General features: G+C 69.3%; 19 protein-coding genes. 14 read left to right on the top strand and 5 right to left on the bottom strand.

Annotation, left to right across the window (positions count from 1 at the left end; translation table 11 throughout):
- Nucleotides 1-249 precede the first annotated feature (249 nt).
- From WMF45_RS26755 to WMF45_RS26815, 13 genes are all read left to right on the top strand, one after another.
- Complete coding sequence (locus WMF45_RS26755) at nucleotides 250-651, top strand: hypothetical protein (RefSeq protein ID WP_437707300.1); 402 nt, start codon at nucleotides 250-252, stop codon at nucleotides 649-651.
- Entirely contained in the window at nucleotides 614-1,036 is a 423-nt protein-coding gene (locus WMF45_RS26760; RefSeq protein ID WP_437707301.1) for an HNH endonuclease, read from the top strand. The genes WMF45_RS26755 and WMF45_RS26760 overlap by 38 nt, the downstream gene beginning before the upstream one ends.
- Nucleotides 1,033-1,476 carry a hypothetical protein gene (locus tag WMF45_RS26765; RefSeq protein ID WP_437707302.1) on the top strand — a complete coding sequence of 148 codons (444 nt, stop codon included), beginning with the start codon at nucleotides 1,033-1,035 and terminating at the stop codon, nucleotides 1,474-1,476. The genes WMF45_RS26760 and WMF45_RS26765 overlap by 4 nt, the downstream gene beginning before the upstream one ends.
- A 129-nt stretch (nucleotides 1,477-1,605) precedes the next feature.
- Nucleotides 1,606-2,139 (top strand): hypothetical protein, encoded by a 534-nt coding sequence (locus WMF45_RS26770; RefSeq protein WP_437707303.1) that lies wholly within the window; start codon nucleotides 1,606-1,608, stop codon nucleotides 2,137-2,139.
- A gap of 387 nt (nucleotides 2,140-2,526) precedes the next feature.
- Complete coding sequence (locus tag WMF45_RS26775) at nucleotides 2,527-2,754, top strand: addiction module protein (RefSeq protein ID WP_437301609.1); 228 nt, start codon at nucleotides 2,527-2,529, stop codon at nucleotides 2,752-2,754.
- Nucleotides 2,751-3,044, top strand: a complete 294-nt coding sequence (locus WMF45_RS26780) for a type II toxin-antitoxin system RelE/ParE family toxin (RefSeq protein WP_437707304.1) — start codon at nucleotides 2,751-2,753, stop codon at nucleotides 3,042-3,044. The genes WMF45_RS26775 and WMF45_RS26780 overlap by 4 nt, the downstream gene beginning before the upstream one ends.
- 97 nt (nucleotides 3,045-3,141) lie before the next feature.
- On the top strand, nucleotides 3,142-3,750 hold the full coding sequence (locus WMF45_RS26785) for a YdeI/OmpD-associated family protein (protein WP_437707305.1): 609 nt from the start codon (nucleotides 3,142-3,144) through the stop codon (nucleotides 3,748-3,750).
- A 29-nt stretch (nucleotides 3,751-3,779) separates the two neighbouring features.
- Complete coding sequence (locus tag WMF45_RS26790) at nucleotides 3,780-4,124, top strand: VOC family protein (protein WP_437707306.1); 345 nt, start codon at nucleotides 3,780-3,782, stop codon at nucleotides 4,122-4,124.
- A 136-nt stretch (nucleotides 4,125-4,260) separates the two neighbouring features.
- On the top strand, nucleotides 4,261-5,403 hold the full coding sequence (locus WMF45_RS26795; protein ID WP_437707307.1) for a penicillin-binding transpeptidase domain-containing protein: 1,143 nt from the start codon (nucleotides 4,261-4,263) through the stop codon (nucleotides 5,401-5,403).
- A 56-nt stretch (nucleotides 5,404-5,459) separates the two neighbouring features.
- Entirely contained in the window at nucleotides 5,460-6,092 is a 633-nt protein-coding gene (gene nth, locus WMF45_RS26800) for an endonuclease III (protein ID WP_437707308.1), read from the top strand.
- Nucleotides 6,093-6,099: 7 nt separating this feature from the next.
- Nucleotides 6,100-6,783, top strand: a complete 684-nt coding sequence (gene ung, locus WMF45_RS26805; protein WP_437707309.1) for a uracil-DNA glycosylase — start codon at nucleotides 6,100-6,102, stop codon at nucleotides 6,781-6,783.
- Nucleotides 6,784-6,790: 7 nt separating this feature from the next.
- Nucleotides 6,791-7,555: a YkgJ family cysteine cluster protein gene (locus tag WMF45_RS26810; protein WP_437707310.1), complete on the top strand. Its 765-nt coding sequence runs from the start codon at nucleotides 6,791-6,793 to the stop codon at nucleotides 7,553-7,555.
- Between the two features lie 125 nt (nucleotides 7,556-7,680).
- Nucleotides 7,681-8,298, top strand: a complete 618-nt coding sequence (locus WMF45_RS26815; protein ID WP_437707311.1) for a glutathione S-transferase family protein — start codon at nucleotides 7,681-7,683, stop codon at nucleotides 8,296-8,298.
- A 141-nt stretch (nucleotides 8,299-8,439) separates the two neighbouring features.
- Here WMF45_RS26815 and WMF45_RS26820 read toward each other — a convergent pair whose 3' ends face one another.
- Both WMF45_RS26820 and WMF45_RS26825 read right to left on the bottom strand, forming a co-directional pair.
- Nucleotides 8,440-8,934, bottom strand: coding sequence for a DUF4351 domain-containing protein (locus WMF45_RS26820; RefSeq protein ID WP_437707312.1), 495 nt, complete (start codon nucleotides 8,932-8,934; stop codon nucleotides 8,440-8,442).
- Nucleotides 8,927-9,589 carry a hypothetical protein gene (locus WMF45_RS26825; protein WP_437707313.1) on the bottom strand — a complete coding sequence of 221 codons (663 nt, stop codon included), beginning with the start codon at nucleotides 9,587-9,589 and terminating at the stop codon, nucleotides 8,927-8,929. Before WMF45_RS26825 ends, WMF45_RS26820 begins: the two co-directional genes overlap by 8 nt.
- Before the next feature lie 299 nt (nucleotides 9,590-9,888).
- On the opposite strand from WMF45_RS26825, the gene WMF45_RS26830 reads away from it, so the two are divergent.
- Complete coding sequence (locus WMF45_RS26830; protein WP_437707314.1) at nucleotides 9,889-10,926, top strand: hypothetical protein; 1,038 nt, start codon at nucleotides 9,889-9,891, stop codon at nucleotides 10,924-10,926.
- Here the strand turns inward: WMF45_RS26830 and WMF45_RS26835 are convergent.
- From WMF45_RS26835 to WMF45_RS26845, 3 genes are all read right to left on the bottom strand, one after another.
- The gene (locus WMF45_RS26835; RefSeq protein ID WP_437707315.1) at nucleotides 10,877-12,190 is read right to left on the bottom strand and encodes a sigma 54-interacting transcriptional regulator; all 1,314 of its coding nucleotides are present in this window, start codon (nucleotides 12,188-12,190) and stop codon (nucleotides 10,877-10,879) included. The genes WMF45_RS26830 and WMF45_RS26835 overlap by 50 nt on opposite strands.
- 57 nt (nucleotides 12,191-12,247) lie before the next feature.
- On the bottom strand, nucleotides 12,248-14,059 hold the full coding sequence (locus WMF45_RS26840) for a protein kinase domain-containing protein (RefSeq protein WP_437707316.1): 1,812 nt from the start codon (nucleotides 14,057-14,059) through the stop codon (nucleotides 12,248-12,250).
- 168 nt (nucleotides 14,060-14,227) lie between these two features.
- Nucleotides 14,228-15,115 carry a phosphotransferase family protein gene (locus WMF45_RS26845; protein ID WP_437707317.1) on the bottom strand — a complete coding sequence of 296 codons (888 nt, stop codon included), beginning with the start codon at nucleotides 15,113-15,115 and terminating at the stop codon, nucleotides 14,228-14,230.
- Between the last annotated feature and the right edge of the window lie 18 nt (nucleotides 15,116-15,133).

The raw sequence follows: 15,133 nt of genomic DNA on the forward strand, positions 1-15,133 counted from the left end.
GGCTCCGTCGGACCAGGCCATCCCTTCCGTGGGCTCGCGCGCTCGGCATTCCGGAGCTTCCAGCGGGAACCCTAGCCACGCGTGGATCTCCCTCGCCATCACGGGCTCAGTGTTGGGCCGACGAGGATACCGATCATGGCACGGCAGAGGAGAACGGCCGGCTGCGCGTCGCGCTGCGCCTTGTACCGCAGAGCTTGCTGGCCTCGACGGCCCCTCGTAAACTAGGATATGGCCGTTCAAGCCGTTACCGTGAACCTGCCCGAGCCGTTGTACGAGCGGCTGGCTCGCCGCGCGCAGAAAACGCAACGAACCGTCGAGGCCGAGCTCGTCGACGCGGTGGCAACCTCCCTCCCTGACGAACCCGACGAGCGGGCGGTCGACATGGCGGAGGCCATCGCCGCGCTGCACCTGCTAGGTGACGAGGATCTCTGGCGGGCCGCCAGGCAGAGCCTCGCCCCGGAGAAGGCAGCAGACCTCGAGGATCTGCACATCAAGCGCCAGAGCGAAGGGCTCTCCGCGTCGGACATCGAGGCGCTCGCGACGCTCATGAAGGAGTACACGCGGATCATGCTGGTTCGCTCCCGATCTGCCGCGCTGCTCAAGCAGCGAGGCCATGACGTCTCGGGGCTTCGCCAAGGACATGAGCCGTAGCTACATCGGGAGGGCGCTGCGTGAGCAGGTCGCCGGTGAGGCGCGCCATCGCTGCGGTTATTGCCTGACCTCGGCGCGTATCATCGGCACACCGATGGAGATCGACCACATTATCCCTGCGTCGCTGGGCGGGCCGACTGCCAGAGAAAACCTCTGGCTCGCATGCTCGATGTGCAACGATCACAAGGGCAATCGAATCGCTGCTCCCGACCCGCACACCGGGGAAGTCGTGCGTCTCTTCAAGCCACGACAGCAGGTCTGGCTGGATCATTTCGGCTGGAACACGGAGGGATCTCTGATCATCGGCAAGACGCCAACATCGCGTCTGCCATGGCGCTCTTCAACGGGCAAACGCGCTCTCTTAATCGACGCCTCGCCACCATGAGCGACGAAGAGCTTCGGCGGATGTCCAACAAGGAGCGACTGCGCATCACCAATAACTTTGTAAGCGCTATGACCGACATGAAGAGCGCACTATTCGCCCAGCTGCCGAGCTTCTCGCAATCTATTCAGGAGGTTTTTGGATCCATGAGTGGGATCACGCACCTCCTTGGCAGCCTGCCTCCTTCTCGATCTCGCGAGACTCTTGAAGCGAACGCTGCAGTGGTCGAAGGCTATCGAGACCAATTGGGGGAAGCAGCCGAAGCGCTTGAGCAGTATCGAGACAGTTTTGGGCTACTGCCGAAACTGACCTACGAACTCGATGCGGTCCGCCAGGAGGCGGTCAACGTGCTTGCTCAACTGATCGGGAACCTCGCACGCGCACGCGACCTGGCAAATGGCGTCTTGTCCCGCACCCAGGCTCTTCTGCAGACGGCGACGTGACACCGGGCGAATCCCCACACAAGCCGCCCAACATGGCGCTGGTGACCGACGCGTGGGTGCCCTGTGCGCACCCACGCGCGGCAGAAGCTGTAGCTGTTGGGCGGATGCGCGTGTATACCAGAGCGAATCATGAGCCCGAAGAAGGAGCGCCGGCAGATACCTCTTGAAAGCGAACGACGCCAAGAGATCGAACTCGCCGTCGCCACGCCGCGTGATCCGCACGATATGACATGGGGCTTCTTCGGCGTGGGTGCGTTGCAGGCACAGTTCATTCGTCGCCCATCGCGGCAACCATGTGTGTGTTACGAGATCCGCGGCGACGTCGGCAACCTGCACCTCTTCCGCTCTCTCTCGACCAGCGCGGGAGCCGATCTCGTGGTTGGTTACGATCAAATCGCAGCCAAGCCCGCAACGCTATGGCGATTGCTCCGGAAGCTGGAGGAACTGCAAGTTCCCGTCCGTCGGCCGCTCGAGCAGTTCGGAGTTCTCGACGGCGTGGTTCTTGAGGCCACCGTGTGCGGTGGCGTGCAGGCGATTGCCCGGTTCACCTGGCAACGCGGGGCAGCCCCGAATGGTTGGCAGCCGCTGGCAGAGTTCGTGGAGTTGTCGATCGAGGAGTTCGACGCGCTTGAGGTCGTCAACGAGGAAAGGCCTCATGCATAGAGCCGAAGGGGGTAACAACCGCCCAACAAGCCGCTGATGCGCGATGATCCGGGCAGCCTCGCTTCACTCGGCCGCCTGGCCCGCTGCGCGGCGGCCAGCCGTTAGACTGGAGAGCTCAGCCAGAGAGATGTCTCGTCGATCATGCTCCCGACCGCTCTCTCCGTCCCGTGCGCGGAGTACAGGGTTGTCTCTGCTCTACCCGCGCGTGGGGGCCGAGCCCTCTCGGCCGGCACGGCCCCGGACTGGCGCGGGCGTCGCATAAGATGCTGGAATCATTGGACAATGTGGACAGAATGGCCCGCGGACACCCTGGCGTGAGGCACGGCCCGCTGGGCGTGATCTCCCGTGGCGTTTGCGGTATATTTGCCGGATATGTCCCTCCCGGCGATGCCCCCTCCAGGTTTCGACGATCTCTCCCCCGCTGAGAAGCTTGATTACGTCCAGGCCCTCTGGGACCGCGTCGCGCTCCATCCTGAGGCAGTTCCCGCCCTCGAGTGGCATCGCGAAATCATCGCCGAACGCCTGGCAGCGCACCGAGCTGGTCAGGGTTCAAGCCGCTCGTGGGAGGAGGCCCGCCGAGACCTGCTCTCGCGCCTGCGCGCCGCGCAGCGATGAGACGGCTTGAAATCCGCCAGGAATCGGAGGTCGAAATCTTTGAGGCTGCGCTTCGCTACGAGCGGGAGCGACGCGATCTCGGATTCCGATTCGAGTCTGAAGTGGATGCCACGATCCGCCGTACCCTAGAGAATCCTCTCCAGTTTCCTGAGATCGAGCCCGGCATTCGTCGCGCACTGGTTCGAATCTTTCCTTACGGCGTCTTCTTCGTACTCGAAGAACCCTTGGTGCTCGTGATAGCGGTGCTTCATCTGCACCGCCATCCGGACGCGCGGAAAGATCGGCTGTAAGCACCGAGCTGCGCAGCAAAGCTCTGGTACGTACAGTGCCCCCGGCGCGCAGGCTCCCTTGGCTCCTTGATCGATAGGCTTCAACCCGGACCTTTTCATGGCACCGATCATTCCCAATCCAGACAAGATCAAGAGCTTCCCCACCGAGGCGGCCTTCGAAGCCTGGATGGCCGCGAACCACGCCCGCGAGACCGAGCTGTGGCTGAAGATTCACAAGAAGGACTCGGGCGTGCCGACGGTGACCTACGCGCAGGCGCTGGACGTGGCCCTGTGCTGGGGGTGGATCGACGGCATCCGGAAGGCCTTCGACGAAGTCTCGTTTCTGCAGCGGTACACCCCTCGCAAGGCGAAGAGCGTCTGGAGCCAGATCAACAGGGATCACATCGCTCGGCTCACAGCGGCCGGCCGGATGACCCCGCACGGCCAGCGGCAGGTCGACGCCGCGATGGCGGATGGCCGCTGGGAGGCCGCCTACGCCCCCATCCGCAGCGCGACCGAAGCCACCCTTCCCGACGACCTTCGCGCGGCCATCGAGGCGAACCCACGGGCGCGCAAGACGTTCCAGACCCTCGGACGCCAGAACCTCTTCGCGCTGGCGTTTCGCATGAACAACATCAAGACGCCCGCCGGGCGCGCGAAGAAGATCGCGACGCTGGTGGCGATGCTGGCGCGCGGTGAGACCATCGTGCCGGAAGGGCGGCGCTGACCTCGGTCAGCGCGCGCAGCCCCCCTCCAATGAGCGTGCAACGTGTTGCCTACGTGGTCCTCCGGTGCGCGGACCTCGAGCGCTCGCGGCGGTTCTACGAAGGCCTTGGCCTGCGCTTGTCCCCGGAACAGCACGGCAGCGGAGCGAAGCACTACTCGTGCGATGTGGGTGGAATGGTCCTCGAGCTCTATCCGCTCTCGGACAGGCCGACGTCCGGCCTCCGCCTGGGGCTCGTCGTTTCCGACCTCGATCGGATCCTGGAGTCGCTCCGAGCGCTGGGCGCGGTGGTCGGCGCCATCGGCTCCGAGGGCAGCTCGCCCGTGACGGTCATCGATCCCGATGGCCATCGGATCGCCCTGGAACAAGAACGCTGAGCCGCCCAGGGCAAAGGCGGGGCGCGAGCCCAGCCCCTCGCGAGCCGCCCCCGCCCCTCCTCGCTGCGACGAGGCACCCGTCGCGAACCCCGCGCGGAACTTGGCCCTCCGGCGCGCCCCCTGGCATCTCCGCGGGGTGCGATCGCGTCTCTTCCTCGCGCTCGCCGCCGCGATCGCCATCGGGATCGCGCCGGCGACGGCATCCCCGGCCCCGCCGGGCGTCCGAAAGCTCCACGTCGAGGCCGGCGCGGTCCACGCCACGGTCGGCGCGTCGGGCAAGCAGGTGCGCCTCACGCTCGATCCCGAGCTCCAGCGCGCCGCCGAGCGCCTCCTCGCCCGCTCCGGCGCCCCCGAGGGCGCCATCGTCGCCTCCGACGTCCGCACCGGCCGCATCCTCGTGTGGGCGAGCCGCGGAGACCGGGACTACGTCGCCACCCCGCTCGCCCCGAGCGCGAGCCTCTTCAAGATCGTCACCGCGGCGGCCCTGCTCGAGGGCCGCAAGGTGAACATCGCGACGCCCGTCTGTTACACGGGCGGCATGAGCGCCATCACCGCGGCCGATCTGGAGGGCCGCGGCGCCACCTGCACCGTCTTCGGCGAGGCGCTCGGCCGCAGCATCAACGGCGTCTTCGCCCGCCTCGCAGGCCGGCACCTCACGGCCGACGACCTGCGCAACAAGGCCCGCGACCTCGGCTTCGACGGCGAGGTCCCCATCGACATCCCCGTCGCGCCGAGCGCCGCCAACATCCCCGCCGGCGGGCTCGGCCTCGCCCGCGCCGCCGCGGGCTTCTGGAGCGGGCGGCTCAGCCCGCTCGGCGCCCTGTTCGCGATGCAGACGATCGCCAACGACGGCGAGCGCGTCCGCCTCTCGCTGCTCGCGCCGCCGGGCGCGCAGGACCGCGAGGACGCGGGCGCCGTCACGCCGCGGAGCACCGACGGCCGCGGCCTGCGGGCCGATGTCGCGCGCACCCTCCGGTCGATGCTCGAGATCACCACGCGGCGGGGCACCTGCGCCAAGGCGTTCCGCAAGCCCGACGGCACCCGCGCCCTCGGCACCATGCCCGTCGCCGCCAAGACCGGCACGCTGGTCGGCGGCAGCCCGTCGCGGATGTTCTCGTGGTTCGCCTCGTTCGCGCCGTCGGATCGCCCCGAGATCGCGGTCTCCGTGATGCTGGCCAACGACATCGCGTGGCGCACCAAGGCGAACCTCGTGGGGCGCGAGCTGCTCGAGATCTACTTCGGCCGGAGGCGCCCGGGGCCCGTGGCGCGGCGGCGCTGAGGGGCCGAGCCCCGCTGACGGGCGGCCCGGGGCTGGGTTACGCTGCGACGACCCTCATGAACGCCCGAGACCGCATCCCCCTCCTCCTCGAGCAGCTGCGCAAGGAGTACCCCGACGCGCGTTACGAGCTCGACTGGAAGACGCCGCTCGATCTGCTCGTCGCGACCATCCTGGCCGCGCAGTGCACGGACGAGCGCGTCAACCGGGTGACCGCCACGCTCTTCCCGAAGTACCCGACGGCGCAGGCGTACGCCGACGCGCCCACGGCGGAGCTCGAGGAAGAGCTCAAGCCGACCGGCTTCTACCGCCAGAAGACGAAGACGGTGCAGGCCGCGTGCAGGGAGCTCGTCGCGCGCTTCGGCGGCGAGGTGCCCGCGACCATGGCCGAGCTCACCACGCTGCCGGGCGTGGCCAGGAAGACGGCGAACGTCGTGCTCAACACGGCGTTCGACATCCCCTCGGGGATCATCGTCGACACCCACGTCGCCCGACTCAGCGGGCGCATCGGCCTCTCGAAGCGCGAGAAGCCCGAGCAGATCGAGGAGGATCTGATGAAGATCGTGCCGAAGGACGAATGGACGTTCTTCGGCCCTGCGCTGGTGCTGCACGGCCGCTACACCTGCGTCGCCAGGAAGCCGAAGTGCGGGGAGTGCCGGATGAGCGAGTTCTGTCCGAAGGAAGGGGTCTGAACGAGAGATGAAGATCGATCTACCTGCCTCGTGGGAGCGCGTGCTCGCCGGAGAGCTGGAGCAGCCGTACTTCAAGAAGCTGGCGCGCTTCGTCGAGGACGAGCGGAAGGCGCACCAGGTGTTTCCGGCGGAGGAGGACGTCTTCGCCGCGTTCAAGCTCACGCCGTACGAGAGCGTCCGCGTGCTGCTCCTCGGCCAGGACCCGTACCACGACGACGGGCAGGCCCACGGGCTGTGCTTCTCCGTGCGCCCGGGCATCACGCCGCCGCCGTCGCTGGCCAACATGTACAAGGAGGCGGTCTCGGATCTGCCGGGCTTCACGATCCCGCGCCACGGCTGCCTCACCACGTGGGCGACCCAGGGGGTGCTGCTGCTGAACACCGTGCTCACCGTCCGGGCGCACACGCCGAACTCCCACAAGAACCAGGGCTGGGAGTCGTTCACCGACGCGGTCATCAAGAAGGTCAACGACAGGCCCGACGGGGTTGTGTTCGTGCTCTGGGGCGGCTACGCGCAGAAGAAGGCGAAGCTCATCGACGCGAAGCGCCACACGGTCATCAAGACGGCGCACCCCTCGCCGCTGTCGGCGAGGAACGGCTTCTTCGGCAGCAAGCCGTTCTCGACCATCAACAGCGCCCTCCGCGCCCGCGGCAGCGACGAGATCGACTGGCGGCTCCCGGAGACCGCGTAGCGCCGCGATGACGCGGCCGAAGCGCTCCCTGCCGCTCGCCCCCGGGACGCGGTACACCCCCGCCGTCCTCGAGGGGATCGCCGACGGGGAGCGCGCCGCGCTCGCGCTGTCGCTCGCCGCGCGCACCGAGGCCGGCGCGGTGTCGGCCGCGGCCTCGGCGCTCGCGCGGGCGGAGGCGCTGCAAGGGGCATCGGTCGCCGCAGAGCCGCCCGATCGGCCCATCGCCTGCAGGGCCGGCTGCGCGACCTGCTGCGTCAGCAAGGTGCTCGTGCTGGCGCCGGAGGTTCTCCGGATCGCGGCCCACCTGCGCGCCACGCGGAGCCAGGTGGAGGTCGCCGCGCTGGAGGAGCGCGTCCGCGCCGCCGACGCGGCGACGCGCGGGCTCTCCCGCCTGGAACGCGCCGAGGCCGGCGTCCCCTGCCCGCTGCTCGACGAGCGCGGCGCCTGTTCGATCCACGCTGTCCGCCCGATCGTGTGCGCGGCCTGGAGCTCCCTCGACGCCGCCGCGTGCGAGCGCCACTTCGCCGCGCCGGCGTCCATCCCCACGGCGCCGATGCACCGCCCGAGCTACGAGGTCGCCAACGCCGTCCTCGCCGGCCTGGGATGGGCTGCGAAGGAGCAGGGCCTCGACGCCGCGCCGCTCGAGCTGATCGCGGCCCTGCGCATCGCGCTCGAGCGCCCGAACGCCGGCGAGCGGTGGCTCGCGCGCCTCCCCGTCTTCGCCGCGGCGCGCGACGCCGAGTGGCAAGAGGATCGGCGGCGCGAGGGCTGATCGCGCGCCGCGGTCGGCCCGCGTCATCCGGGCGCTCGCGGTCGGAGAAATCCGTTTAGGCTAGCGCGCCGCAGAGGCCGCCGCCGGTCGGCGCCTCGCGACGGAAAACAGGACAAGGAGACGCGATGAAGATCTACGGACATCCCATGAGCACGTGTACGCGCAAGGTCCTGACGGTCCTCGCCGAGAAGGGCCAGGAGGCGCAGTTCGTGCTCGTCGACCTGATGAAGGGCGCGCACAAGCAGCCCGAGCACCTCGCGCGCCACCCCTTCGGCATGATCCCGGTGCTCGAGGACGAGGACTTCACGCTCTACGAGTCGAGGGCGATCATGCGTTACCTCGATCACAAGCTTCCGGGAGCTTCGCTGACACCGACCGAGCTCAGGGCCAGGGCGCTCATGGATCAGTGGCTCAGCGTGGAGCAATCGTACTTCGGCACCCCGGCGGTCAAGATCTGCTTCCAGCGGGTCTTCCTGCCGATGCAGGGCAAGCCAGGCGACGAGGCGATCGTCGATGCGTCCAAGGCCGAGGTCTCGACGGCGCTCGACGCGGTCGAGAAGGCGCTGGCCGGCCACGAGTACCTCGCGGGCTCGAGCTACTCGCTGGCCGACATCTCGTGGATGCCGTACCTCCAGTGTCTCGTGGTGTCGAAGCTCGGGGATCTCATCACCGATCGGCCGAACGTCGCGGCGTGGTGGAAGCGGATCAGCGAGCGTCCCGCCTGGGTGAAGGTGTCGTCCTGACGCCTGCCGGCCTGCCCTGAGCGGGCATCTTCTGAGCAGAAAGCCACGGGGGTCGGCAACGCCGGGACGCCGGCGCATCGCTGCCGCCCCGGAGCGGCCGTGCCAATCGACGGCCGGACGCGGCGGGTGCTCCTCGGTCCTTCAGCTCGGGGCGCCGAGCACCTCGTCGAGCGTCCGCGCGGCGAGCACCCGATCGCCCCACCGCTCGAGCTCGGCCACGTCGGCTGCATCGATGCGAGCGACGACGGCGGCTGGCAGCTCGCCGAAGCGGGCCCGGAGCAGCCGCAGCAGGAGGTTGCGCTCCCCTTCCTTCAGCCCCTCGTTGCGCAGCTTTTGCTGGTAATCCTCGAACCACGCCCGGATCTCTGCGCTCACGTCGTCCTCCTCGCTCGTCGCCTGCTCATCGAGCCCGAGCTGGAAATGTACCAGGAGAGGCGTGGCGACGCTCCTCTCCCAGGCGTCCTCCGGCATCGCCGCCAGATCGGCGAGCGCCTCGCGCAGCACGCGCCCGGAGCCGAGGTGTTTCGAGCGCTGCGGCCGCCGTCGAGGGGCTCGACACCCATAGAACGCCACGACGTCGCCGCTGGCCAGCAGGCCTGATAAGGGGGCGAATTCCGGCAATGCGCCTTCACGCACCGGGGAAGAGCAGAGGGACCACGACAGCGCTCCCGAGAGCATAAGCGCTCAAACCGGCGATGATGCCACACGCCGTCAGGATGCCTGCGAAGAACGACGAGCTATGCGCGCAAGCCCACAGCGCGCGCATCGCTCTCCACCATGCGTTGAAGAGCGCCCAGGACGCGAGGATAACGAGCGTCGCTGCCCCTCCGATCACGCCTGCGCCGCGAATGGAGCTCGGCACCTCGACGACCCCCGCATACGCGAGCGGCAACAGGACGAGATCAACGATCAGCAACGCGCAACCCAGGCCAACGAAGGATTGCCAGAAGAGCCACGGAACATGCGGCGCCGACGACATCGCAACAGCGTTCGAACGGCGTTGCCTGAATTCGACGAGCTTGCCTGCAAAGGCCGCCCCGGATGCGAAGACCATCACTTTGCCGGTCAGATCGACAGCGGCGGCGAAGCCCTGCGGATCCATTCCTCCGGTCGCGTCGAGGAGGCCTGCGGCAGCGACGACCAGGACAGCGGCCCAAAGGACCAAGAAGAGCAGCGCGGCCGGCACGGCGATCAGGAGCGACCAGACGGCGAGCGCGATCGCCGCGAGCACAACCTGCCAACGGCTCGAGACAGAAGAGGACGCGGAAGCGTTCGAGGTGGGCGTCGTCATGTGCTTTCGGCCGAAGGTGCAAGTCGCCGGCCAGCGTCTCGCGAAAAGCCCACGCACGCGCGGCCACGTGAACGGAGCAGGACGACGCCCGATGGCGCGTGTTGCCGAAGCCAGGCTCCGGCGCCGCGAGGTGATCGCGTTCAGGGTGCGCGGCCGTGCGGGTGATCGCGATCAGCAGCGAGGGAAATCGACGCGCTGGCGCGCTCGCGTCACAGGAGCAGGCTGCGCGCTTCGAAACGCACAGCGCGCCCTCGGCATGCCGGGTGCTTCAGAGGGGCGCCCAGCAGGAGGTCATGAGCATGAGCGTCACCCAGCTCGTTCAGCGCAAGGACGTACGGGATATATTGGACCGAGTCATCCCTCCCTACAAGCGGGCGCAACGAACCGTGATGAGAGTACTCGGGTCGTCGTGCAGCCCACGCCTCGTTGGCACCGCGTTCGACTACGCGCTGCGCTTCGATGTGCTGCGGCGCTGCCCGCGAGCGCACGATCGACCGTGGGTCGCGGAAGCTTCGATCGAGCGGCTCGAGGGAAGGCTGGCGAGCGTGCGCGCGGCGGGCGGCCCGATGGGCCTCGCCGGAGCTCCGAGCGCTCTGGTCGACGGCGCGCACCTCCGGAGAATCGTCCGGCGTGCACGCCGACGCGTCGAGAACGCGAGGACGTTCCTCCGCAAGCACATCCGAAGGCGCGCTTGTGATCGCTCCTGGATGACGCGGCTCGCCGAGCATTCGCTGAAGCTCGCGAGGCTCGACGCCATCTACCGCGCAGGCTACCTCGGCGATGATCTGTTCGCCGACAACACGCCCGAGCTGCGCGATCAGGTCGTCTCGCTCCTGGAGCACGCGGCGTTCGATACGCTCCTCGACGGCGCTGATGTGGTGTTGAACCCGACGTTCGGCGCCTGCTCCAGGCTCGTGGGCGGAGCCGATGCGGACCTGCTCGTGGGAGGACGCCTGATCGATCTCAAGGTGTCTGCGCGCGACGATGTGGAGCGGCCCATGGTGCGCCAGCTCGTCGCCTACCTGATCCTGGCCGAGCGAGCGCGGCGCGAGGGGCAACCTCTGCCGCAGATCACATCCCTGGAGCTCTACTTTGCCCGGCACGCGCACCTCTGGACGCTGCGCGCGGACCAGATCCTGACCCACCCGGAATATCCGGAGGTCGAGCGGAGATTTTTCGAGATCGCTGTCGGAGTCATGCGTCGGGCGAGCACGACGCCTTCGATCGTGCCCGCGCGCGTGACGGCGATGCATCGACGTTCGTCCGCGCTCGGGACCAGCTCGCCGCTTACCGCTTTCGCGCTGGCCGCTCGCCGGCCTCGTTGTGAATGGCCTTGAGCCGCCGGAGCAGCTGAGCCCGGGACAGCCCGAGACGCTTCGCCGCCTGGCTCTGGTTACCGCCGCAGGCGTCGAGCGCCTCCTGGATCGCCTCCCGCGTCGTCGGTGGCGGCGCGGCCGTCGATGCGCGTACACCGAGCACCTGCTCCACGATCGAGAGCTTGAGCCCCACCGCCGGATCCGCCGCCGCGACCAGCTGGTTCACGCCCCGCACGTTCGCCGGCCAGTCGTGGAGCATCATGAGCTCCACGGCCTCCACGTCCACCCTCATGCGACCGAGCTGCAGAGGGCCGTACGCGCGCTCCCAGAGCGCCCCGAGGATCGCGAACACATCCTCCGGTCGCTCCCGCAGCGGCGGCAGCGAAATGCGCACCGGAAACCGCGCCAGCAGGTCGAGGCGGAACCTGCCCAGCTGGACGGCCTCCTCGAGTGGACGGTTGGTCGCCGCGATGACGGCGATATCCACGTGCGCCGGTTCCTTCGCGCCGACTGCGAGCACCTCCTGGTTCTCGAGGACGCGCAGCAGCTTGGGTTGCAGCTCGACCGGCAGCTCGCCGATCTCGTCGAGGAACACCGCTCCTCCAGCGCTCGCTCGCAGCAGCCCAGGGTTACTCGCGCCGCTCCCCGAGAACGCCCCGCGCTCCCAACCGAAGAGCTGCCCCTCGAACACGCTCGCGGCGATGCCCGCCACGTTGACGCGCGTGAAAGGACCGTTCGAACGCCTGAGGGCCCGCACGACCGCCTCGGCAAGCATCTCCTTGCCCGTACCGCTCTCCCCTGTGATGAGGACGTTGCGCACGGGCCGCGTGGCCAGCCGGTCTAGCTCCGCGCGAACTGCGCGGAGCCCCCACGGCCCCGCGAGGCCGCCAACGGCCGGCTCCGGTTCGGCTGGCCCCGCGTACGCCTCGCGATAGACAAGCAGGGTTTCGCCCACGCGCAAGATGGCCCCATCCTCGATGGGCACCGGCTCGCCCGCTGGGAGCCGATGGCCGTCGAGCCATGTCCCGTTGCGCGAGCCCACATCCTCGATCTGCAGGCGCCCTCCCGCCCGCGTCAGGCGAAGGTGGTTGGACGAGACCTTGGTGTCGTTGAGGCCCGCCGCCGCGAGCCATGCCCGTCCGACATAAACCCCGGGGGACGGGAGAGGCACGGCGATATTGGCAGGAAAGGCGGCGAGCAGCGCTGGCGTTCCTCGGTCGCGGCGCGTGCCGGTCGGGGGCCGGTGCTCGTCGGTGGGCGCATCGCGCGGCGGCCGGGTGTTCATCGCGCCCTCGTCATCGGCCCCCTCGGAGCGGCTCCCTCTCAAGCCTACCGCGCCCTCTCATTCTGCGTCCAACGCGACTGCGACCCGCACCGAGGCGCTGGCCTTCTCGCCCACGAAGAGCAGCAAGCCCTGGCACAGCACGCTGCTCTTGAGCCAGTCGTAGTTGGCCGCGACGTGCCCCTCCGAGAGCGGCACGCCTGCCTCCGTCACCCGGATCACGACCTCACCACGCACCAGCTCGGCCGTCGTGATCTGCAGTCGTTCGGGCTCACCTCGCGCTGCCGGGTCCTGCGTGAACGGGATGCAGATCTCTTCGCCGGTGGACTGGCGGCGCACACATGCTTGTGCGGCCGGGTGAGTCCTGGACATGTCCTCGGTGAACCTCGTTTCGCCGTCCGGCCGCCGGGCAACCCCCGTGAGCCGCAGCAACCACGAACGATCCGGCAAGGGGACGTCCTCGCACGGGGCCGGCAGGCAGGTCATGCCCTTGGAAAAGCAGTCTCCCTGCTTGTTGCAGCACGGCGTCACCTCGGGCTGCTTCGGCGGCGCAACCTGGAGCGGATCGGGCCGCACGGACACCACGCCCGGCGCGGCGGGCAGCGTCATCTGCGCCACCTCGCCGGCGTCGGGCTCCGGTCGACCCGCGAGCATCGATGCGCCCGCAGAGGCCGCGGCCCCGAGCGCCAACCCCACCGCCAGGAGGAGCGCCGTTCGACCCGGCTTGCCAGGCGTGGAGGGCGGCTCCGCGCGCACGGCGTGCGTGCTCCGCGCGGGGACGGACGTCGCCGAAGACTGCCGCGAGCCGTCAACCGGTGAGAGCGTCGGGAGGGAGGGCCGCAGCGCCGCGGATGGCGGTGACGGCATCGGCGTGGTGCGGGGCGGGTGGCTCGCGCGCGGTCCGGGCCAGGAGGTTCGTCCTGCGTGCACTTGGAGCTCGGTCGGGCCGAGATGCGGGTCCGTCGCGCTCGCGCGCGGCAACGCGACGCGCAGCTGCCTCTGGCTCGCCCGCGCCGCTGTCTCGATCCGCTCCAAGAGCGCAGCGCCATGACTTGGCCGCCGCCGCGGCTGGATCTCGAGACACGCGCGGATCACCTCGGCCCAGAAGGCGTCCGGCACCTGGGGCGGCCAGGGGCGATGCCCTTCCTCCGCGGCGACATAGGCGTCGATGAACGCCTCCACCGACGCATCGACGGAGAGCCCAGTCGGGTGCGCTCCGCCGAGCATCTCGCACGCGAGAACGCCGAACGCGAACACGTCGCGGGTGAACCCCTCGCGCAGCGGGAGCCAGCGCCCAGGCGCGAGCAGCTCGGGCGCCATGTACGCGACGGTGCCGATGACCGCGCCCGTGGCCGTCAGCGGCCTAGGGTTCCCGACGGGCGCGGCGATCCCGAAGTCGATGAGCCGCACGCTGCCGGGCGCATCCGCGGCGCCCCAGAACGCGTCGGTGATGAGCACGTTGGCGGGCTTCAGATCGCGATGCAGGAGGCCAAGACCATGGACATGGGCCAGCGCGGCCGCGATCTGAGCCAGCACGGCGCCGCGCTGAGCGAGCGACATACGCGTCGCCGCATCCGCGAGCGACTGGCCTTGCACGAAGTCGAAGACCAGCCCCACGACCCCGTCCGCAGGCGCTTCGAAGAGGGCGCGGCAGGGAACCAGGGTCGGATGGACGGCGCCGGCGACGGCTCTTGCCTCGCGCCGGGCGCGTTCCGCGGCTCCTCCCTCGAGGCCGCTCAAGAAGAACAGCTTGAGGGCACGCACGCTCCCGTCGAGCGGATCGTGGACCTTCCACACGGCGCCCTGCCCTCCCCGGCCGAGGGGTTCCATCAAGGTGTAGCGGTCGACACGGACGCCGGGGCGAAGCTGCACGATCTATAGTTACCGCAGCGGTCTGCCCGACAGAAGGGGTGATTCTGAGAGGATAGGCAAGGCTGGCCGACGAGGGCTGCTGGCTCAGCCCTTGTGGCCCGTGCCTGGACGCGCCACGCTGGAGTCGTCCGTTCCACATGTTCTCTCGCATCGAGCGAGCAGCCCTGATCAACGCTCGACGACTTCCGAGATGCGGCCACGGACATCGGCCGCCCGGCGCGTCGCTGGCTCCACCCCGTCGAGCAGCCCCACCAGGTTGAACAGGTCGAACGCCGCGGCCCAGCGCTCGAACCCCTCGGGAAGCGGCGCGCTCTCGCGGTAAGCGCCAGCGAACGCCGCGACGAACTCGGGCCCGGGGCTCCAGCGCAGGAGCTGGCCGACGTCCATCAGGCTCGGTCCCGCGTACGCGAACTCCCAGTCGAGCACGAGGAGCTCGCCCGACGACAGCCAGTGCAGGTTCGACGCCTTGAAATCCCCGTGGAGGAGCACGGGCGCCGACGCCAGCGCGCGAAGCGCCTCGGTGTTCGCGTCGAGGAACGCGCGCACGCGCTCGCCCAGCTCGCCGCGCAGGGCAGGAGCCAGCCTGTCGAGGACCGCGTCCACATGGGCCCGCAGCGCGCCGATGCAGTCGGCGAACGGCACGGAGACGGCGAGCTCCGGCCCCAGGAAACCCGCGCTGTCGTAGCCGACGGCGTGAATCTCCGCGAGCGCGCGCCCGACCGCAGCGCCGCACGTCGCTGTGTCCTGGAGCGGAACGTGCGGGACGTGCTCGAGGACGAGGAAATCCTCACCCGCCGACAGGACCGCCGGGACGCGGAACGACCTCCAGCCCCGCGCGAGCAGGCTGGCCTCCTTCGGCGCCGCCGCCGCGTCTCGGCGGTACACCCGCAGCACGCGCTCGGCGCCGAGGCGCACGTTCACGTTGGCGTGGCCGCCGGAGAGCACCTCCGCTTCGCCGGTGAAGTGCGGGATCCGCCGCTCGATCTCGGCGCGCGCGAGGGTCTGGACGTGCGCGGCGCGCTCCCACGCGCGCTCGGGGTTGGGAAGCAGCTTCATGCGGTCTCTCTTCATTTC

It is taken from the genome of Sorangium sp. So ce448 (assembly GCF_051520915.1).
Taxonomy (GTDB): domain Bacteria; phylum Myxococcota_A; class Polyangia; order Polyangiales; family Polyangiaceae; genus Sorangium; species Sorangium cellulosum_B.